Origin of the sequence: Halomonas sp. hl-4, assembly GCF_900215475.1 — a bacterium.
Lineage (GTDB): Bacteria > Pseudomonadota > Gammaproteobacteria > Pseudomonadales > Halomonadaceae > Vreelandella.
The window spans coordinates 2,396,298-2,415,170 of the sequence record NZ_LT907845.1 but is presented as its reverse complement, the minus strand read 5'-3'; the positions used below and the strand labels follow the sequence as shown (position 1 = coordinate 2,415,170).

16 protein-coding genes are annotated in these 18,873 nt (G+C 59.1%); 5 read left to right on the top strand and 11 right to left on the bottom strand.

What is annotated here, in order from left to right; genetic code table 11:
* The first annotated feature begins 6 nt into the window (after positions 1-6).
* On the top strand, positions 7-765 hold the full coding sequence (locus tag CPH17_RS11400) for a hypothetical protein (protein ID WP_096299566.1): 759 nt from the start codon (positions 7-9) through the stop codon (positions 763-765).
* Between the two features lie 50 nt (positions 766-815).
* Here the strand turns inward: CPH17_RS11400 and CPH17_RS11395 are convergent, their stop codons facing one another.
* The 6 genes from CPH17_RS11395 to CPH17_RS11370 all read right to left on the bottom strand — a co-directional run bounded on the left by CPH17_RS11395 (position 816) and on the right by CPH17_RS11370 (position 8,688).
* On the bottom strand, positions 816-3,305 hold the full coding sequence (locus CPH17_RS11395) for an EAL domain-containing protein (protein ID WP_096299563.1): 2,490 nt from the start codon (positions 3,303-3,305) through the stop codon (positions 816-818).
* A gap of 202 nt (positions 3,306-3,507) precedes the next feature.
* Positions 3,508-4,275, bottom strand: a complete 768-nt coding sequence (locus CPH17_RS11390) for a copper resistance protein B (protein ID WP_096299561.1) — start codon at positions 4,273-4,275, stop codon at positions 3,508-3,510.
* Positions 4,276-4,284: 9 nt separating this feature from the next.
* The gene (locus tag CPH17_RS11385; protein WP_096299559.1) at positions 4,285-6,132 is read right to left on the bottom strand and encodes a copper resistance system multicopper oxidase; all 1,848 of its coding nucleotides are present in this window, start codon (positions 6,130-6,132) and stop codon (positions 4,285-4,287) included.
* Positions 6,133-6,200: 68 nt separating this feature from the next.
* The gene (locus CPH17_RS11380) at positions 6,201-7,535 is read right to left on the bottom strand and encodes an ATP-binding protein (RefSeq protein WP_096299557.1); all 1,335 of its coding nucleotides are present in this window, start codon (positions 7,533-7,535) and stop codon (positions 6,201-6,203) included.
* Positions 7,522-8,187, bottom strand: a complete 666-nt coding sequence (locus tag CPH17_RS11375) for a response regulator transcription factor (protein WP_096299555.1) — start codon at positions 8,185-8,187, stop codon at positions 7,522-7,524. The genes CPH17_RS11380 and CPH17_RS11375 overlap by 14 nt, the downstream gene beginning before the upstream one ends.
* 9 nt (positions 8,188-8,196) lie before the next feature.
* Entirely contained in the window at positions 8,197-8,688 is a 492-nt protein-coding gene (locus CPH17_RS11370; RefSeq protein ID WP_027337191.1) for a cupredoxin domain-containing protein, read from the bottom strand.
* A gap of 204 nt (positions 8,689-8,892) precedes the next feature.
* Here CPH17_RS11370 and CPH17_RS20395 point away from each other — a divergent pair, with 204 nt between their 5' ends.
* Both CPH17_RS20395 and CPH17_RS11365 read left to right on the top strand, forming a co-directional pair.
* Positions 8,893-9,027 (top strand): hypothetical protein, encoded by a 135-nt coding sequence (locus CPH17_RS20395; protein ID WP_269457702.1) that lies wholly within the window; start codon positions 8,893-8,895, stop codon positions 9,025-9,027.
* Between the two features lie 28 nt (positions 9,028-9,055).
* A complete protein-coding gene (locus CPH17_RS11365) occupies positions 9,056-9,502 on the top strand; it encodes a DUF411 domain-containing protein (protein WP_096299553.1) in 447 nt (148 codons plus the stop codon).
* A 6-nt stretch (positions 9,503-9,508) separates the two neighbouring features.
* Here the strand turns inward: CPH17_RS11365 and CPH17_RS11360 are convergent, their stop codons facing one another.
* Positions 9,509-9,925 (bottom strand): PaaI family thioesterase, encoded by a 417-nt coding sequence (locus tag CPH17_RS11360; RefSeq protein ID WP_096299551.1) that lies wholly within the window; start codon positions 9,923-9,925, stop codon positions 9,509-9,511.
* A 66-nt stretch (positions 9,926-9,991) separates the two neighbouring features.
* Positions 9,992-12,166: a malate synthase G gene (locus CPH17_RS11355; RefSeq protein WP_096299549.1), complete on the bottom strand. Its 2,175-nt coding sequence runs from the start codon at positions 12,164-12,166 to the stop codon at positions 9,992-9,994.
* Positions 12,167-12,409: 243 nt separating this feature from the next.
* Here CPH17_RS11355 and CPH17_RS11350 point away from each other — a divergent pair, with 243 nt between their 5' ends.
* A complete protein-coding gene (locus tag CPH17_RS11350) occupies positions 12,410-13,420 on the top strand; it encodes an alpha/beta hydrolase (RefSeq protein WP_096299546.1) in 1,011 nt (336 codons plus the stop codon).
* A gap of 125 nt (positions 13,421-13,545) precedes the next feature.
* Positions 13,546-14,127, top strand: a complete 582-nt coding sequence (locus tag CPH17_RS11345; RefSeq protein WP_096299544.1) for an NADPH-dependent FMN reductase — start codon at positions 13,546-13,548, stop codon at positions 14,125-14,127.
* Here the strand turns inward: CPH17_RS11345 and CPH17_RS11340 are convergent.
* From CPH17_RS11340 to CPH17_RS11330, 3 genes are all read right to left on the bottom strand, one after another.
* Complete coding sequence (locus CPH17_RS11340) at positions 14,124-15,632, bottom strand: YifB family Mg chelatase-like AAA ATPase (RefSeq protein WP_096299542.1); 1,509 nt, start codon at positions 15,630-15,632, stop codon at positions 14,124-14,126. The two genes, CPH17_RS11345 and CPH17_RS11340, sit on opposite strands and share 4 nt — an antisense overlap.
* A 99-nt stretch (positions 15,633-15,731) precedes the next feature.
* Positions 15,732-16,616, bottom strand: a complete 885-nt coding sequence (locus tag CPH17_RS11335) for an ABC transporter substrate-binding protein (protein ID WP_096299540.1) — start codon at positions 16,614-16,616, stop codon at positions 15,732-15,734.
* 124 nt (positions 16,617-16,740) lie between these two features.
* Positions 16,741-18,852, bottom strand: a complete 2,112-nt coding sequence (locus CPH17_RS11330; RefSeq protein WP_096299538.1) for a TonB-dependent siderophore receptor — start codon at positions 18,850-18,852, stop codon at positions 16,741-16,743.
* Positions 18,853-18,873: the final 21 nt, after the last annotated feature.

Genomic DNA, 18,873 nt, shown 5'->3' with positions numbered 1-18,873 from the left:
TTTTACATGTATAACACCGATATGCCTGGCCGCGCTGAGCTGCCTTCCACGGCCAAGTTGCTGCGCTCTACCGTGCTCGCTGCTGTTATTGCGGGTGCTTTACTGGTCACCGTTGTGTTGCCCTCGGAATATGCGATTGATCCCACCGGGGCAGGCCGTCTGTTGGGGCTGACCCAAATGGGCGAGATTAAGAATCAACTTGCGGAGGAAGCCGAGCGGGACCAGGCCAACGCCAATTCGACGCAAGCCCCCGAACAAACCTCCCAGCCTGCTGAGATACGCATCGTCACTGAGACCGAGGAAAACACCGAACCCGCTACTGAGCAGGCGGCGTCAGCATCTACCGCTGATGACAAGCCGCAAGAGGTTCAGCCTGAAGCGAGCGACGACTTGGTTGATGCTTCATCTGCTGATGAGTCGTCAACGGAAAGCGAAGCATCGTCTGAGCCGACGTGGCATGAAGAGGAAAGCTTTACGTTGGCTCCCGGCGAGGGCACCGAGTACAAGTTGACGATGGATGAGGGCGCTATCGCGACGTTTGCCTGGTCATCAGAGGGTGGACCGGTCAATTTTGATACCCACGGCGATGGCGGTGGTAACTCCATCAGCTACGAAAAAGGGCGTGGTGTCCCTGAGGATGAGGGGGAGCTGGAAGCCGCCTTTACAGGTAACCATGGCTGGTTTTTCCGCAATCGTAATGATCAGGAGGTAACCGTTACGCTACGTGTCAACGGCGATTACGGTGAACTGAAGCGTATGATGTAGGCCGCTGTCCATTAATAAATGTGGTTGTATATTTTTACGATATATAAGTTTTAGCAATCTTTTTCAGCGTATAGCGCCTTTGAAAAAGCATCTGATGGGACAGGATGGCCAAACAGGAACCCCTGGTAAATACGGCACCCCAGGTCGGCAAGTACCATGCGCTGGTCTTCGGTTTCCACGCCTTCGGCAATGACACCCAGCCCCAGGCTCTCGGCGAGCGCCACGATGGTGGCCGCTATCGGAGTGGCCTGCATGTCCCGGGTTAAATCCCGGACGAAGGTAATATCGATTTTCAGCGTATCCAGCGGTAACAGCTTGAGGTAGGCAAGGGAGGAATAGCCGGTGCCGAAATCATCCAGCGCAAAGCTGACGCCTCTTTGCTGCAGCTGTTGCATTTTGTGGATGGTGCCATCGGGGTCGCTCAGCAGCAGCGATTCGGTAAGCTCCAGCGTCAATCGCTCAGCGGGCGCATCATACTGCTTGATGACCGCCAGCACCTGGTCGGCAAAATCGGGCTGCTGAAACTGGCGAATACTGACGTTCAACGACAGTTTTAAATGGCGAAAGGCGGGTTGATGGCGCCACTCCCCCAGCAGGCGGCAGCCCTCCTTCAATACCCAATGCCCGAGCGGCAGAATAAGCCCCGTTTCTTCAGCCACGGGAATAAAGCGGCCGGGTGAAATCATGCCGCGTTCCGGGTGCTGCCAGCGTACAAGCGCCTCGGCGCCGATCACCTGCCGATGGGGGTCTACCTGCGGCTGCAGGTAGAGGCACAGTTCGTCGTGGTCAATGGCGTATTTCAGCTCGCGCTCAAGGGTCAGGCGCTCTTCCAGTTCATCTTCTTGCGCCTGCTGAAAGAACTGGGGCTTTCCATCCCGCTGGCGCTTGGCTTCCAGCAGTGCCAGGCCCGCCCGCTTGAACAGCTGAGCGGCAGGCGCGCTTTCCTGAGAGCGGAAAACGAGCATCCCCACGTTGAGTCGGCAGGGATAGGTGTGGCCCTGAAGTAGATAGTCAGCCGTCAGCGCGGTGATGATCGCGTTGATGCGCTGCTGAGTTTCGCGCTCGCCACCGGCGCAGTCGCGGGCGGCAAGCTCGCCGACCAGCGCGAATTCGTTGCCATCCAGGCGTGCTACGTATAGTCCGGCTCCCGACCATTGGTGCAGTCGCCTGCCCAGCTGACGCAGCAGTTCGTCGCCAATGTCCTGGCCCAGACTGTCATTGAGTACCTTGAAGCGGTCAATATCGAGCAGCGCCAGAAAGGCATGCGCGTCGGGTGAGGCGGGATGTTGGGCGAACGCGGCTAAGTGTTCCTGCAGCGCCCGGCGGTTGGGGAGCTCCGTGAGCATGTCGTGGTAGGCGAGGTAGCCAATGCGCTGCTGGTCGCGCTGCTCTTTTGAGCGGTCGCTTAAGAGTGCGACATAATCGCGGTCGTCGCTATTCGCATAGGTGACCCGGCTGACGTTCAGCCACGCCGGGAACCCGCTACCGTCCGCCCGCAGGGCAGTGATCATCCCACCCCACTGGCCATGTTGCTGCAATGCGTGGCGGATGAGCTGACTCAGTGTGTGGCTATCTTCGGCATAGGCAAGCTGTGATACCGAAAGCCCCATCAATTGATCCGAACGCAGCCCTACCTGGCGTTCAAACGCCGCGTTGCATAGGCGAATACGGGCCTGCTCGTCCAGCAGGATCACGCAATCCTGAAGCGAGGAGACGACTTCCAGTAGTCTGGTGTGGGTCATGTGTTCATGGCGTTCGCTGGCCTGAAGCCGCCGTTGCACGCGGGTCGCTATCAAGGTGAGTAGGGCGGTCATTACCGCCACACCGCTGATCAGGTAGATAAGCCAGTGAGAGGCGGGTGATGAAGACGGGGTGTTGGCGGCCTCCGGCAAGGGTAAAAACCAGGCGGCCTGCATGGCGACATAATGCATGCCGCATACCGCAATGGAAACGCACAGGGCGGCAATGAAAGCGCAGGTTCGGGAGCGTTGCATGCCCCACTCATGCTGGCAGAGGCGGTAGGCGTAGACGCTCAGCATCCCCAAGCCGATCGCCACGAGTAGTGACACCAGGAAAAGGCCCAGGGCGTGATACAGCTCGGCGGGCGCCCGCATCGCGGCCATGCCGCTATAGTGCATTACCCCGATACCCAGCCCGAGGCTTAGCCCGGCCAGCATCAGGGTGCGATGTGAAGGGGCATCGCGGGCAAGTACCCGCATGGCAATAAAGCTGCCCAGAATGGCGGGAATGATCGACAGTAAGGTAGGCACCGGTGCGTGGCTGACCTGAAAATCCAGCCGGTAGGCATGCATGCCGATAAAATGCATGCTCCAAACGCCCAGTCCCATGGCACTGGCCCCTGCCCAGAGCCAGGCGCGCCGCCACGCCGGGTGAGAGCCTTTGCTCACCAGCTTGATGATATCCAACCCCGCGTAGGATGCCGCCAGCGCCACCAGCCATGAGAGTAATACCAGCGAGGCGGCGTGCTCCCCCTGAATGGCATTCAAGGATTGAGGATCGGGCAAGATATTGAATGGCATCTAAATACGATCAACCCAGTATGTATTGTAAAAATCAGCTGTACTGGCAGTAACGCTGGCGTGGTGATGGGTCGCTGGGACGATGGGCAAAAAATTACCCGCTTAACGCCATTGGAGACTAACATGAATAACGCCCCAGCGGCGTCGTTACACCGTTGGGGCGTCAGAGAAGGCGGTTCAACGCAGGGGGTTGACGGCGGGGTCAGAACATCAGCTTGACGCCCGCGACGACGCCGGTGTCTTCGGTGCTGTCGCCGCTGGCGCGGGACAGGTCGGCGGTGTCGCCGTATTCTTTCTCCCAGTAGGCACCCACGTAAGGGGCGATCCGGCGGGTCACTTCATAGCCTAGACGTAGCCCGGCGCGAACCGAGTTAAGCCCTTCGCCGACGCCAAATTCTTCCACCTCACTGGCGGCCACGGCAATTTCCGTGCGCGGCTGCAGATAAAGCCGTTGGGTCAGGCGTAAATCGTATTCGCCTTCAAAACTTGCCGCCACGTCACCCTCATCGCTGACTTGCATGGCCAGGTCGGTTTCAATGCCGTAGGGCATTACGCCTTGCAGGCCCACCACCCCGTAGGTGCGTTCGGCATGGTCATCAGAAAATACGCCGCCCTGGTAGCCGACACCGCCTTGTAGTTCCCAAAAGTCCGCAACCAGGCGGCTATACAGGAGTTCCAGAGACTCAAACTCGGCGTCTTCGCCGTCGCCTTGCACGTTCTCGCCTTCCGATTTGAGGTACACGCGATTGATATCGCCGCCGTACCAGCCTTGGAAGTCCCATACCACCGCCTCTGGGCCCTTGTCGGGCACGGTGTATTCCAGCCGGTCGAACAGACCCATGCCCATGTTGTGTTCCTGCATGGGCGCGGGCCAGTCATCCGGGGCGTCGTAGCCGTCTTCGGCGTGTGCTGTGGCGGCGGCCAAGGCCAGCAATGCGCTGGCAAAGGTTACGTAGCGTTTGGCGTTCATATGGCCTCCTTAAGAAACTTGCACAACGCGGAACATGCCAGCGTCCATGTGGTAGAGAAGGTGGCAGTGGAAGGCCCAACTGCCCTCGGCATCCGCGGTGATAAGCGCTGACACCCGCTCGCCGGGCTTGACGTTCAAGGTGTGCTTGCGCGGAATCAGCTCGCCTTGGCCGTTTTCCAGTTCCATCCACATGCCGTGCAGGTGGATGGGGTGCTCCATCATGGTGTCGTTGACCAGGATCAGGCGCAGGCGCTCGTCCTTTTCAAAGTGAATAGGGCCGTCGACTTCGCTGAATTTTTGGCCGTCGAACGACCACATGTAGCGCTCCATGTTGCCGGTCAAATGCAGTTCCAGCTCGCGGCCGGGCTCGCGGCGGTCGGGCCAGGGCGTAAAGGCTTTTAAGTCGCGGTAGACCAGTACGCGGCGCTCGTCGGGGTCGATGCCAATGCCCGCTTGGTCATACTGTGAGCCAGGCTGGGCCTCACCTGCCACGAGCATGCCATTTTCACGGGTTTTGGCGTTTTCTTTGTCCATACCGCCGCTGCCGTGGTCCATGTCTTCCATCTCACTATCTGACATATTGGAGTGGTCCATGCCCTCCATGTCACTGTCTGACATATTGGAGTGGTCCATGCCCTCCATGTCACTGTCCGACATGTTGGAGTGGTCCATACCCTCCATGTCACCGTGATCCATGCCGCCCATGCCGTGAGCACCCATGGCCTCCATGCCGCGGTCGGCAATCTGGCGGCGCTCCGGAATCTCCGCCTGCATGCCTTCGCGAGGGGCGAGAGTGGCGCGGGCGTAGCCGCTGCGATCCATGGATTCGGCGAAAATCGTATACGCCTGATCGTCTTCAGGTGACACCAGAACGTCGTAAGTCTCGGCAACCCCGATGCGAAATTCATCCACGGGCACCGGTTGAACTGGCTGCCCGTCGGCGGCCACCACGGTCATTTTCAGCCCGGGAATACGCACGTCGAAGTAGGACATGGCCGATCCGTTAATCACCCGCAGCCTTACGCGCTCGCCTGGCTTGAACAGCGCGCTCCAGTTTTCCTCGGGGGAGTGACCGTTGAGCAGATAGGTATAAGTGCTGCCGGTAACGTCGGCAATATCCCTGGAGCTCATGCGCATTTTGGCCCACATGCTGCGCATTTCGGCAGTCTGGGACAAGCCGTTTTGGCGAACGTCGGCGAAGAAATCGGCCACCGTGCGTTCCTGGAAGTTGTAATATCCCTCCATAGTTTTCAGGTTACGAAACACCGCCATGGGGTCTTCGAACGTCCAGTCGGTAAGCAACAACACGTGCTCGCGGTCGTAGCGGAAGGGTTCACGTTCGGCGGCGTCAATAATCAACGGCCCGGCGTGGCCAAGCTGTTCCTGCATGCCAGAATGGCTGTGGTACCAGTAGGTGCCGTTTTGGCGCACCGGGAAGCGGTAGGTAAAGGTTTCGCCGGGCTCGATACCAGCAAAGCTGACTCCCGGCACGCCATCCATCCCCGCAGGTAGAATTAGCCCGTGCCAGTGAATCGAGGTGGGCTCATCGAGCAGATTGGTAACGCGCAGTACCGCGTCCTGGCCTTCTTTCAGGCGTAAGAGGGGACCCGGGCTGGTGCCGTTAATGCTGAAGGCGCTAGCGGTCTTGCCATCAATCGGGAGATTTTCACGGCGGATGGCCAGCGCTATCTCAGGCCCTTCTTCAACGCCTTTGGAATAGACGTTGGAGCGGCCCCAGGGGGTGGCCCAGGCGGGGCTCATGCCCAGGGCGGCAGCCGAACCCAGCCCCAACGCCGCGCTGCCTTTCAGCACCTGGCGGCGTGAAAGCGGGTGACGGATAATGGTCGAACGCGACATGTGAAACTCCCCTTAATGATCAATAGCATCATCATGGGGGAGTAAGCTGAATCAAGGCTGAAAAACCGTCAGGAGGGCTTAACGTCCGGCAATGGCAGCCGGGTAACGACCCGCAGGCCGCCTAGCGGGCTGCGCTCGAACCGGCAGTGGCCAGCGTAACGCGCTACCAATTGGCCCAGGATGGCAAGTCCCAGACCGTAGCCGGGGTGGCGCTCATCCAGCCGCGTGCCGCGCTCGCCAAGGCGTGCCATGTCCTTGTCGGCAACGCCGGGGCCGTCATCATCGATTGTCAGGGTCAGTGCCTCGGAGGTGGCGCTTACGTGGCATCGCACCTCGCTGGCGGCCCATTTGCCGGCATTATCCAGCACAATGCCCAGCATCTCAGCGTAATCGTGAACGTCGATGGGTACCTGCTCGCGGTCGTTGAGCGACGTTGTCAGGGCGAACGAGGGCTGCGGGTAGAGGCTACGAAACATGTCCATCAGCCGTTGACTGTCACGCGTCAGGTGCGTCATGTGCCCCGTATGGGGGCCGGCAATGCGCGCGCGGCGCAGTTCGGCATCCAACTGGGCGTTGATGTCCTCGATGCGCATCAGTAGTTTGCGGCGACGCTCTTCGTCTATGGGTCGGCCACCTCTGAGCACCTGGGTGATTGCTGCCAGCGGGGTTTTGAGGGCATGGGAAAGGTTAGCGACCGACTCCCGGGAGCGCTGCAGGCGCAGGTCGATATCGTCCATAAAGCGATTGAGTTGGGCGACGAGGGCGTCAAGTTCGGCGGGCGCGGTGAGTGACAGGCGCTGGCGCTCGCCTGCCTGCAGGGCTTCCAACTGGTGGCGTAATTGCCAGAGTGGTCGCAAGCCGCGATTGACGGCCAGCATATTGAGCGTGACCAGCACCGCGAGTAGCCCTGCCGCAATGCCGCCGACCCACCAGTGAAGGGTGGCCAGGCCCGCTTCGACCTGGGAAAAGTCCTCCCCAATCAGCAGCACGCCAGAGGTGTCTTGCCACTCGAAGTGGCGGCGATAGACCAGCAGATGGTCCCCACCGTGTTTCACCTCAATCAGCGCATCACCGTCATCGTCAAGCAGCGGGGCAAGCTGGCGCTGCCAGGTCGGATCAGAGGCGCTGATGTCGTCATCCAGACGTAGCACATAGAGGTGATGGAATACCTGATAGCCTTGGCTGGCCGAAGCAAGCGATGCGGGGACTGCCAGGCGGTCTTGCTCTAGCTGATCTACCGCGTGGTCGGCTTCACGCATGAGGCGCTCGCCCAGAAAGTCCTTGGCCAGGTTCTGCAGAAACACCCCGTGCAACAGCCATGTCAGGCCGACCACCAGCAGTGCGACGCCGCCTAGCCAGGCCAGCAGTCGAAAGCGCAGGCTGCGTTGATCAATGTGAAGCAAAGAGATACCCCTGGCCGCGGCGGGTCTGGATGATTGGCTTGCCAAGATAGCGGCGCAGCCGGGCTACGTATACCTCGACCAGGTTGGGCGCAGCGGCGTCCTGCTCAAGTGCGTAAAGCTGCTCCAGCAACCGTTCTTTGGAGTGAATGCGGTCAGGGTGGTGCATCAAGTACCGGAGCAGACGAAACTCAGTGGCGGTCAGCAAACGCCACGCGCCGCCGTTGCTTGAAACGCGCTGACCGGCTTCATCCAGGGACACACCATTGAGCGTGATAACCTGGGATAACTGGCCGGATTGCCGACGTAGCAGGGCTTTCAGGCGGGCCATGAGTTCGGCTTCGTGGAAGGGTTTGGTGAGGTAGTCATCGGCACCGGTTTCCAGGCCAACCACCTTGTCTTCCCAGGTATCGCGCGCAGTGAGTATCAACATAGGGATGGCATGTTTTTGCTGTCGCCACTTGGCGAGCAGCTCAAGCCCCGAGCCATCGGGTAGCCCGAGGTCAAGAATGGCAAGCGCGTATTCTTCGGTGCTCATGAACGACGTGGCCGCCTTGATTGAGGCGGCCACATCGACAAGATAGCCGTTGTCTTTCAGACTCTCCGCAAGGCTTTCTGCCAGCAGGTCATCGTCTTCTAACAGCAACAGTTTCATCGTATCGCGTCACAAGTTGATATCGCCGTACATGCCGGACTCGTAGTGTCCTGGAATGTTGCAGGCATATTCAAGGCGCTCGACGTTTTCTGGGGCTGTCCACACCAGTGTTTTGGATTCGCCTGCGCCAATGGTCACCGATGGCATTTGACCGCCATGCTCGCCTTCGGCCATGTCGTGTCCGCCGTGGTCACCATGGTCGCCATCCATTTCCTGCATCATTTTACGATGTTCTTCTTGTGCGGCTTTGTCGCCAATCACAAATTCATGTTCCACGTTACCAGTATTGTTGATTTCGAACTCGACAGTTTCGCCTGGTGCGATATCCATCTCCTCGGGGTCGAACCACATGTCCCCTGCTTCAACGCTGATGGTGCGTTCAACATCGGCGGCGTTGGCCTCGGTGTGGTCGCCACTATGCTCGCCTGAAGCCCAGGCGGTGGATGCCACACCGCTCAAGGTTGCGGCGAAAAGGGCTAGCGTAAGGGATGATTTGCGCATAGGGGTAGTCTCACAAAGAAAAGTTTAAAAAGCTCACCGTGAGTTTATAAGCTATCAACCTGAACGGAGCCTGAAACCCACGCCGCCATATTGATCCGCATCAAGCAATACGCGACCTCCACTGCCGTCACTTGACCTTGGGGTAACCCATAGGTTGTAAGCTTTAGACGAACATGTTCATCAAGCGACTGTCAGGAGGCTATCATGATGAATGCAGATTGTTTCGCGCTGATGGGGTCAATGGGCTGGTTGGGCTGGCTCATGCCACTTACAGTGCTGCTACTCGCCGGGCTGGGTATCGCTTCGCTGGCCAAATACCTGTTCAGCCGGACGAATTGATCACGTCGCTACCACTGAGGGAATACTCATGAATCGAAAAACTGCCTCGCTATGGGTGTCGGGCGCGCTATTGTTGGGCGCCACCACGGCGCATGCTGCCTTGCCCGACGAAGCCACGATGTACAAGAATCCCCAGTGTGGCTGCTGCGATGGCTACGCCCGCCACCTGGAAGAGCAGGGCGTGGACGTCACCATTGTGGACGATGTCGAGCTTGGCGAGATCAAACAGCAGGCCGGTATTCCACATGGCCTGGGCTCATGCCATACCATCGAGATGGGCGAGTACTGGATCGAAGGCCACGTGCCGATGGAGGCCGTCACCAAGCTATTTGACGAGCAGCCCGATGTTGACGGTATTGGCCTGGCCGGTATGCCGATTGGCACGCCGGGTATGCCGGGGCCGCAGGAAGAACCCTACGACGTCTACGCATTTAGCGATCAGGAAGATGAGCCATTCATGACGCTAGAGCCGTGAAGCAGGTTAGGGTTTATCCGGCAGCACGTAGCTTGCGGTGACGTGGATCACCGGCTTGGATTCATCGGCGGCGGAGACAATCGACACCTCACCGACGGCCAAGCGGCGGCCGAGCTTGAGCAGCTTGGCGTGGGCAATGATGTCGTGATCGCCTGATGCGGCGCGTAAAAAGTGGCAGTTTAAATCGCTGGTCACGGCCATGGGCTCCGGGCCAATTTGGGCCAATATCGCCACGTACATAGCTACATCGGCAAAGCCCATCATGGTGGGGCCGGAAACGCGGGGGCCTGGGCGCAGGTGTTCATTGCCAATCGCCAAGCGCATGGTGGCGCTCATTTCACCTACCTGTTCGATCTTGCCCATCCGCTGGGGGAAGACATCGTCAAGAAACTGTTCGATCTGTTCGGCGGTCATCACCGTCATTCTTGTTTTCCTCATAAAAAAGCCCCGAAGCGGTAGCCTCGAGGCTTATTTTGCCATCAGGCGAGTTTACTTCGCCTTGTGCACCTGACGCCACTCGTGGAGTAGCGGCTCGGTGTAGCCGGAAGGCTGTACGCGGCCTTTGAAGATCAGGTCCGAGGCTGCCTTGAAGGCGGTTGAGCCTTCGAAGTTAGCGCTCATGGCGGTGTAGGTGGGGTCGCCGGCGTTTTGCTCGTCGACCACCTTGGCCATGCGCTTGAGGGTTTCTTCTACCTGCGGCGCATCGACAATGCCGTGGTGCAGCCAGTTGGCAATGTGCTGGCTGGAAATACGCAGCGTGGCGCGGTCTTCCATCAGGCCTACATTATGGATATCCGGCACTTTCGAACAGCCCACGCCGTGTTCTACCCAGCGCACCACGTAGCCGAGAATCCCCTGGCAGTTGTTGTCCAGTTCCTGCTGCTTCTCTTCATCGGACCAGTTGGCGTTTTCCGCCACCGGCACGGTGAGTAGGTCATCCAGGTAGTCAGGTTCGCCCAACGCCTCCAGCTCGCGCTGAACGTCGGTAACGTTGACCTGGTGGTAGTGCAGCGCATGCAGCGCCGCCGCGGTCGGCGAGGGCACCCAAGCAGTGTTGGCGCCCGCTTTCGGATGGCCGATTTTCTGCTCGAGCATGTTGTGCATCAAATCGGGCATCGCCCACATGCCTTTGCCGATTTGGGCGCGACCGCGCAGGCCACAGGCCAGGCCGACCTGGACGTTGTTCTTTTCGTAGGCGGTAATCCAGGCGGCGCTCTTCATATCGCCCTTACGCACCATCGGGCCTGCTTCCATAGCAGTGTGCATTTCGTCGCCGGTACGGTCGAGGAAGCCGGTGTTGATAAACACCACCCGCGACGCGGCCTCGGCAATACACGCTTTGAGGTTGACGGTGGTACGGCGCTCTTCGTCCATGATGCCCATTTTCAGGGTGTCGCGGCTCATGCCCAGGATATCTTCGACGCGGCTAAACAGCTCGTTGGCAAACGCCACTTCTTTAGGGCCGTGCATCTTCGGCTTGACGATATATACCGAGCCGGTACGCGAGTTGCGCGGCTGGTCGGCGTCTTTCTTCAGGTCGTGAAGCGCCAGCAGCGAGGTCACTACCGCATCGAGAATGCCTTCCGGTAGCTCGTTGCCTTTATCGTCCAAAATCGCCGGCGTGGTCATTAAGTGACCCACATTACGCACGAACATCAGCGAACGGCCGGGTAGCGTGACGCTGCTACCATCGGTGGTTTGCCAGGTGCGGTCGGCGTTAAGTTTACGGGTAAAGGTCTTGCCACCTTTGTCGATCTTCTCTTCAAGATCGCCCTTCATCAGGCCTAGCCAGTTACTGTAAACGCCTACTTTGTCTTCTGAATCGACAGCGGCAACGGAATCTTCGCAATCCATTATCGCGGTGAGTGCGGCTTCAACGACCACGTCTTTAACGCCTGCCGGGTCGGTTTTGCCGATGGAGTCGTTGGCGTCGATCTGGATTTCCAGGTGCAGGCCGTTGTTACCCAACAGGATAGCGTCAGGGGCGGCCGCATCACCGGTGAAGCCAATCAACTTGCCAGCGTCTTTCAAGCCCGTGTCACGGCCGCCTTCCAGTGTAACCACCAAGTGCTCATCGCGAATGGCGTACTTCACCGCATCGCGGTGGGAGCCGGTGGCCAGAGGTGCCGCGCGGTCCAATACGCCGCGGGCGTAGGCGATAACTTTTGCGCCACGCTTGGGGTTGAAGCTGGTACCTTTTTCAGCGCCGTCTTCTTCGGAAATGACATCGGTGCCGTAGAGCGCGTCATACAGGCTGCCCCAACGTGCGTTGGCGGCGTTGAGCGCGTAACGTGCGTTGCTCATCGGCACAACTAACTGGGGCCCGGCCTGAATCGCCACTTCGCGGTCAACGTTGGCGGTGGTAGCGCTCACGTTAGCAGGCGCGTCAACGAGGTAGCCCGCATCTTTTAGAAAGCGGCGATAGGCGGGCATATCCGCGACTGGGCCAGGGTTTTCGCGATGCCAAACGTCTAACTTTTCTTGAAGGACATCACGTTCTTCAAGCAACTGACGATTTTTTGGTGTTAAATCGTGAAATAAGGCGTCGACGCCTGCCCAGAAGGCGCTTTCGTCGACGCCGGTGCCGGGCAGTGCGTGGTCTTTGATAAAACGATCTAGGTCGGCTGCCACCTGTAAACGGTGACGCGTGATACGCTCGCTCATGGAGACTCTCCTGTTAAGGTGGCTGTGACGCCGTATTGCTAGGCTGATGGCCCGTCACAGTCAGATGAAAATGCATTTAAAAACTATTTGTGGAAAATAATTCCATATATGTTCGGGCATGTAAACAGCGTAGACCTTAAAGCGCCATTATGCTCGACCAAAAGATAAGGCAAGGCGCCATGGGTCAATGGCTGACCAATGGCCAATGAGCGGTTAAGGGATAGCGGTTAAGGAGAGGTGCGAATGCGCGAGTTCGATCATTTAGAGGCATTGTTTCGTCGCCACGCCGGCGACTCAGCACTCTCCCGCTTGGTGCCTGGTGATACCCTTGCCACGGCGATGAACGACTATTTTCAGCACTACGGCTTAGAGACGCTGCGCCGTGACACCCGAGAAGTATACGCCGGATTTATTGATACCGGGCGTTTTGCATTGTGGTGTCAAGTATGGAGCCCACCGACCCCGAGAGGTACCGCTTTTGTCGTGCATGGTTACTTCGATCACTTAGGGCTTTATCGCCATCTGCTGGAGCGCTTGTTGGATAGAGGCTGGCGCGTCGTGCTTTGGGATTTGCCGGGTCACGGGCTATCCAGTGGGGCGCGGGCGGCCATCGATGACTTTGACGACTATCAACACTGCCTGACGCATGTGCAAACTATCCTGTCACAGCAGTCCATGGCGCCCTCGCCCTGGCTGGGCGTGGGGCAAAGTACCGGCGCTGCCATTCTGGCCACCGATGCGCTGAATCGGCGCGACGCGGCTGGCTGGGATGGGCTGGTGCTATTAGCGCCGCTGGTTCGACCATGGGGCTGGAGTCAGGCGAGCTGGCTGCATCTGATCGCTAGTCCGTTCGTCAAAGCGCTGCCGCGCAAGTATCGACCTAACTCTACTGACGAAGAATTTACCGAATTTTTACGCGAGCACGACCCCTTGCAGCCTAATCAGTTAAGCGTGGCCTGGATTACGGCCATGCGACGTTGGATACCGCGGTTGCTGGCCCGCGACCCGCTTAATTTGCCCGTGATGATTTTACAGGGCGAACAAGACGTCACCGTGGATTGGGAGTGGAATCTGGCAATTCTGGAAGAAAAGTTTCCCGGCGCCCAGATATATCGCCATCCCGAGGCACGCCACCATCTGGTCAACGAAGCAGAGCCGATTCGCCGCGCGCTGTTCGACGCGTTGGATGCGTTCGTTGACCAAGTGGCGGTGGCCAAGGCCGCAGCGTCCGCCAAAGGGTCGTCTTCATCGTGAAAGCAGGTGATAACTTTTAACTATTAGATGCTTTATATAGATAAGGGTTAATGCTATCGCCTAATGCCTGTGCGAAACTCGTTGTTGTTTATTTACCTTAGTCGATGTTTTATCAGGAGTGTGCGATGACACATAACCCACCAAAAGTGCTGGTGTTTGCCGGCAGTGCCCGTGAAAGCTCACTCAATAAACAGCTGGCCCAACTCGCTGCGAAGCGTATTGACGCATTGGGTGGCCAAGCGACCTTTATTGATTTAAAAGATTATCCCTGCCCGTTGTTTGACGAAGACATTGAAGCGCAAGGCATGCCAGATAATGTGCTGAAACTGCGCGCTATCCTCGCCGAACATCAGGCGGTGTTTATCGCCTCTCCCGAGTACAACGGCTTTATTACGCCGCTACTCAAAAACACCTTGGACTGGCTATCCAGGCCTTACGGCGACACCCCAGGCCTTGGGCTTTTTGCCGGCAAGTGGGCAGCGCTGGTGGCGGCATCACCCGGTGGACTAGGCGGTATTCGCGCCATGCCGTTGGCGCAGCAGCTACTGGCCAACCTAAGCCTGACCGTGTTACCACAGCCGCTATCGCTTCCCCAGGCGGGCAATGCATTCAACGACAGCGGCGCGCTGCATGATGCAGCCGTCGGCCAAAAGCTTGATGTACTCTGCCAACGCCTGGTCGATTCGCTGGCCAAAACGCACGGCTAAGTGCCTTTCAACAACCTATCCAACTGCCGGTAGCCGATGGCTTCGATCAAGTGTGGTTGGGTAGGCTTGGGTTCGCCCTGTAGGTCGGCCAGCGTCAGCGCAACGCGCAGCACGCGGTGGTAGGCGCGGGCGGAGAGCTTGAGCTTTTCCAACACCCCGGCAAGCCAGGCGCGCTCCTCGTCGTTTAGCGCGCAGGCGGTTTCCAGCGCTTTACCACTCAGTTGGCTGTTGAGCGCGCCTCTTGCCATTTGCCGCTTGCGGGCGGCCATCACACGCTGGCGAACGGCTTCTGACGATTCTCCCTGGGTTTGCGCGGTGAGTTGTTCTGGCGGCAGCGCCGGGACTTCCACCTGCAGGTCGATGCGATCCAGCAGCGGACCGGAAAGTCGTGCCTGATAGCGCTGGATTTGACTGGCGGTGCACTGGCATCGCTGGCGCGGGTCGCCTAGATGCCCGCAGGGGCAGGGATTCATCGCCGCCACAAGCTGAAATTGCGCCGGGTAGCGGCGCTCGTGGCTGGCGCGGGCGAGATGGATTTCGCCGGTTTCCAGCGGCTGTCGCAATACTTCCAGCACGTGGCGGGAAAATTCCGGCAGTTCATCCAGAAACAGCACGCCATGGTGGGCCAATGATATCTCGCCGGGCTTGGGCTTTGAGCCGCCGCCCACCAGCGCGGCGGCGCTAGCGCTGTGGTGGGGTTGCCTGAAAGGCCGTTGGCCCCAGTCGGCCTCCAGCGGCAGTCCGCACACCGAGCGTACGGCGGCGACTTCCAGTGCATGCTCTTCGCTAAGCGGCGGTAAGATGCCAGGCAGGCGGCTGGCAAGCATGGTTTTGCCGGTGCCCGGCGGGCCAGCGAACAACAGGTTATGACCCCCAGCGGCGGCGACTTCGAGCGCCCGCCTGGCCTGTTGCTGGCCACGAACGTCGGCCAGGTCGGCCATTGGTTCAGTGGTTTTGACCGACGCCGGCAGCTGGTGCGGTGGGATTTTTTCCTGGTCGAGCAGATGGGCAACCACCTGCCAGAGCGTATCGGCAGGAAGCACCGGTAAGTCGCCCGCCAGCGCGGCTTCATCGGCGCAGGCGCGGGGGATGATTAACGCCTTTTTGGCACGCCGCGTGGCCAGCGCAAACGGCAAGATACCGGGCACGGCGCGCAGCTTGCCGTCCAGCGCCAGTTCGCCCGCGCACTCCATGCCTTCTAAGGCATCGACAGGAATCTGCCCTGAGGCGGCAAGAATGCCCAGCGCAATGGGCAGATCGAAGCGGCCGCCCTCTTTGGGTAAATCGGCAGGGGCAAGGTTGAGCGTAATGCGCCGGGTGTTGGGAAAATCAAAACCGGCGTTGACCAGCGCGCTACGCACCCGTTCGCGGCTTTCTTTGACGGCGGTTTCTGGCAGGCCAACTAACGTCAAGCCGGGTAGGCCGTTGGCCAGATGCACCTCTACGTGTACCGCCGGTGCGTCCAGGCCGACCCCGGCCCGTGTCGCCACAATGGCAAGCGTCATGCGCGTTCCCTCGCTGGTTATTGATTACCTTATGCTTATTAACCTACCGCATTTGTTAGGGGGTGGGTAGCTAGGCGCGCGCTACGGCATAGCGCGCCATCACTGAGGGGTTAGCGTATGGCGGGGCGCGTCCTCTAACGCAGTGACCAATTCCCGGCCGAAACGCTGGGCCGAGGGCAGCGCACCGAAGCTCCATACGGGCGGTAGGCGTAGAAGTCTGTCGTGTTTAACGCTGGGCAACTGCTGCCATAGGCCGCTTTTTTCGAGCTGTGACTCGACCCCGGTGGGCATTGGGTCGACGATAATCAAGGTGGCGTCCGGGTAGCGAGCGAGTTCTTCAACGCCTACCAGCGAAAAGCCCCAGGCGTTGGTGGTTTCCTCCCAGGCATTGGGTAGCTCTAACTGCTCCAGTACCGCGCTATAGAGGCTGTTGTCACCAAATACGCGTACGTGGCGGGCATCCATAAACTGAATCATCAACAGCGGCGCTGTGTCGGGTCGCTCTTCACGCAGCTGGGCCATCAGCGCTTGTGTCTGCTTGATCAGTCGTTTGGCTTGGGGTTCGCGGTCGGCCAGTTCGCCTATCTGCTCAGTGATGGTTTGCATTTCCTGCCAGGTTTCGTTGCCAGGGGCGTATAGCTTGATGGTGGTGACCGGCGCGATGCGTTCCAGTTGCGGCGTCAACCCAGCAAACATGGGTGAAATCAGGGTGCGCTCAGGCTTCATTTGGGCCAGCAGTTCCAGGTTAGGCTGGCTGCGTAAACCGAGGTCAGCGATGTCATCCGGCAGCCGTGGCTCGCCCACCCAGTCGTGATAGTCATCTTTTTGGGCACTCCCCCCCAAGGGCGCTTGGAGGGCCACCAGCGTTTCGGCGACTGTCCAGTCGATGGTGGCCAGCTGCGCTTGGGCGGGCAAGGCGCCGAGCAGACACACAGTCAGCAAGCCAATACGGGCGAGCAGGGAAGACACAGCGGAGCAGCGCATGATAACGGCTTCAATAGAAAATAAGGCCTGTATTTAAACGATAATCTTTATTGTTTGCAAACCCGTATTTATGGAAACAATGCCCAGGCAAGGAGGCCTGGGCGGTATTAACGCTTAATGTCATTTAGAAACGGTAATGCACGCTGGCGGTGATGCCGCGTTCAGCGCCGAAGTAGCAGTACTCAAGGGAGTTACACGAGGCTACGTAGTCTTCATCCAGCAGGTTGCTGACGTTGAGGCGGGTTTCGACGCCTTGCATGCCTACCTCGCCAAGATCGTAGCCCAGGGTGGCGTCTACCAGGGTGTAGTCAGGCACGGTTTCGGTGTTGGCGCGGTCGGCCGCGATATCGGCGAAGTGGCGTACGCCTGCGCCAATGTCGGCGCCACTCAGCCAGCCGTCGTTAAATGCATATTGTGTCCACAGCTGGACCTGATGGCGCGGCGAATAGATCGCGTTGTTGCCTTCGTTGCCGTCATCGCTTTTGGCGTAGGTGATGTCGGTGAAGCTGTACCCCGCCTGGAGCGACAGCGCATCGGTGAGCTGGGTACGTGCTTCCAGCTCGATTCCCTGTGATTCGATCTCTCCCACCGCGCGGTAAGGGTCGGTGGGCTGTTCTTTGGTGGCCACGTTTTCCTGGCTGATGTGAAAGAGCGATGCGCTGTATTGGCTGTCGCTGTCGCTGGGCTGGTATTTGACCCCGGTTTCCCATTGTTCGCCCTCCATAGGGGCGAGCAAGTCGCCGTTGGCATCGATAAAGCTGGTGGGCGTGAAGGCCGTTGAGTAACTCAGGTAGGGGGCGACGCCGTTCTCAAACAGGTAAACCGCCCCGGCGCGGCCGCTGAACTGGGTGTCATCAAGCGTGCTTGCTTGTCCCGAATCCTGGTTGGTATTGCGGATATCGACCCAGTCGTAGCGCCCGCCCAGGGTAAAACGCCAGTTATCGAGCGCAATTTGGTCTTGCAGGTAGACGCCGGTTTGCTCCAGTTCGTGGCGCTCGTTGGTCGGCGGGTACATTGCCGTGGGTTCTGCACCGTAAGTCGGGTTGAAGGCATCCAGCGAAGGAAACGCGCCTGACGGCCAGCTGACGTCATTATCGCGCTGCTGGTAGTCGACCCCGGCCAGCACGGTATGCTCCATAAAGCCATCGTGGAGGTTGGCTTCAAGCTGATTATCCAGCGTCCAGGCGTCGAGCGACTCCTCGCTGCCGGAGTAATAGCGTAGTAACTGCTCGGAGTCGGGCGCTTCCCAGCCAAAGCCGTAGACCTGGTTCAGCGTCACGTCGGAGTTGAGGTAGCGTAGCTGCTGGCGAGCCTGCCACTGATCATTAAAGCGGTGCTCCAGGGCGTAGCCCACCATGCGCTGTGTGCGATCGTAGGCGTCGTAATCCTCTTCACCGTCAAAGAAGTTATTGCTGATTTTACGGCCATTGCGCGCTTCCACGGCGCCCTCATACGGCACGCCGGAGTGGTAGCCACCTTCGGGCTCGTCTTGCAGATAAGCGTCCAGCGTCAGGCTGGTATCGTCGCTGATATCCCAGGTGAGCGAGGGCGCAATGGCGTAACGTTCCTCTTCGGTGGGGCCAAATTGCGTATCAGCAGCGCTGGCAATGCCCACTAAACGGTAGGCCACGCGCTGTTCCTCGCCGATTGGGCCGGTCAGGCCAAAGGCGGCGCTGCGCTGGTTGTTATTGCCCACGCGAAAGCGTAGCTCTCCGCCGGATTGGAAGTCGGGTCGCTTGCTATTCATGGCAACGACGCCGCCCGGCGAGGCCTGCCCGTAGAGCACCGAGGCCGGGCCTTTGACCACTTCAATACTGTCCAAAAACCACGGATCGACCCGCAGCGAACTGTGCGAGTTGGTGTCGCCGATGAGTTTCAGTCCGTCCAGAAAGGTATTGCTCAAACTGCCGTCGGAGAAGCCGCGCAGCACCAGGTAGTCGAAGCGGTTGGAGGCGCCCACCTGATTGCTGTAGACCCCCGGTGTGTAGTCCGTCGCCCGCTGCACGGTGCTGATGCCGCGCTTATCCATGTCGTTTCGAGTAACAGTTGAAACGCTTTGGGGCGTTTCGATCGAAGGCGTCTCGACCTTGGTGGCCGCCTGCTGGGCGGTGACGGTGACGGTCGCTAACGCTTCATCGTTGCTTGATTGTGCAAACGTAAAGGGTGCTGACCCGCTTGCTATAGCCACAGAAATGACCAGCAACGATGGGCGGAAGCGGCAAAGTGAAATTGGCATAATGTGGTCCCCTAATAATTT

What these genes read in the sequence shown, in the direction of transcription:
- CPH17_RS11340 (WP_096299542.1), bottom strand. Translation starts at nt 15,632, where the DNA reads ATGACGCTTGCCATTGTGGCGACACGGGCCGGGGTCGGCCTGGACGCA.
- CPH17_RS11330 (WP_096299538.1), bottom strand. Translation starts at nt 18,852, where the DNA reads ATGCCAATTTCACTTTGCCGCTTCCGCCCATCGTTGCTGGTCATTTCT.
- CPH17_RS11395 (WP_096299563.1), bottom strand. Translation starts at nt 3,305, where the DNA reads ATGCCATTCAATATCTTGCCCGATCCTCAATCCTTGAATGCCATTCAG.
- CPH17_RS11385 (WP_096299559.1), bottom strand. Translation starts at nt 6,132, where the DNA reads ATGTCGCGTTCGACCATTATCCGTCACCCGCTTTCACGCCGCCAGGTG.
- CPH17_RS11350 (WP_096299546.1), top strand. Translation starts at nt 12,410, where the DNA reads ATGCGCGAGTTCGATCATTTAGAGGCATTGTTTCGTCGCCACGCCGGC.
- CPH17_RS11360 (WP_096299551.1), bottom strand. Translation starts at nt 9,925, where the DNA reads ATGACGGTGATGACCGCCGAACAGATCGAACAGTTTCTTGACGATGTC.
- CPH17_RS11370 (WP_027337191.1), bottom strand. Translation starts at nt 8,688, where the DNA reads ATGCGCAAATCATCCCTTACGCTAGCCCTTTTCGCCGCAACCTTGAGC.
- CPH17_RS11365 (WP_096299553.1), top strand. Translation starts at nt 9,056, where the DNA reads ATGAATCGAAAAACTGCCTCGCTATGGGTGTCGGGCGCGCTATTGTTG.
- CPH17_RS20395 (WP_269457702.1), top strand. Translation starts at nt 8,893, where the DNA reads ATGATGAATGCAGATTGTTTCGCGCTGATGGGGTCAATGGGCTGGTTG.
- CPH17_RS11375 (WP_096299555.1), bottom strand. Translation starts at nt 8,187, where the DNA reads ATGAAACTGTTGCTGTTAGAAGACGATGACCTGCTGGCAGAAAGCCTT.
- CPH17_RS11335 (WP_096299540.1), bottom strand. Translation starts at nt 16,616, where the DNA reads ATGCGCTGCTCCGCTGTGTCTTCCCTGCTCGCCCGTATTGGCTTGCTG.
- CPH17_RS11345 (WP_096299544.1), top strand. Translation starts at nt 13,546, where the DNA reads ATGACACATAACCCACCAAAAGTGCTGGTGTTTGCCGGCAGTGCCCGT.
- CPH17_RS11355 (WP_096299549.1), bottom strand. Translation starts at nt 12,166, where the DNA reads ATGAGCGAGCGTATCACGCGTCACCGTTTACAGGTGGCAGCCGACCTA.
- CPH17_RS11390 (WP_096299561.1), bottom strand. Translation starts at nt 4,275, where the DNA reads ATGAACGCCAAACGCTACGTAACCTTTGCCAGCGCATTGCTGGCCTTG.
- CPH17_RS11400 (WP_096299566.1), top strand. Translation starts at nt 7, where the DNA reads ATGTATAACACCGATATGCCTGGCCGCGCTGAGCTGCCTTCCACGGCC.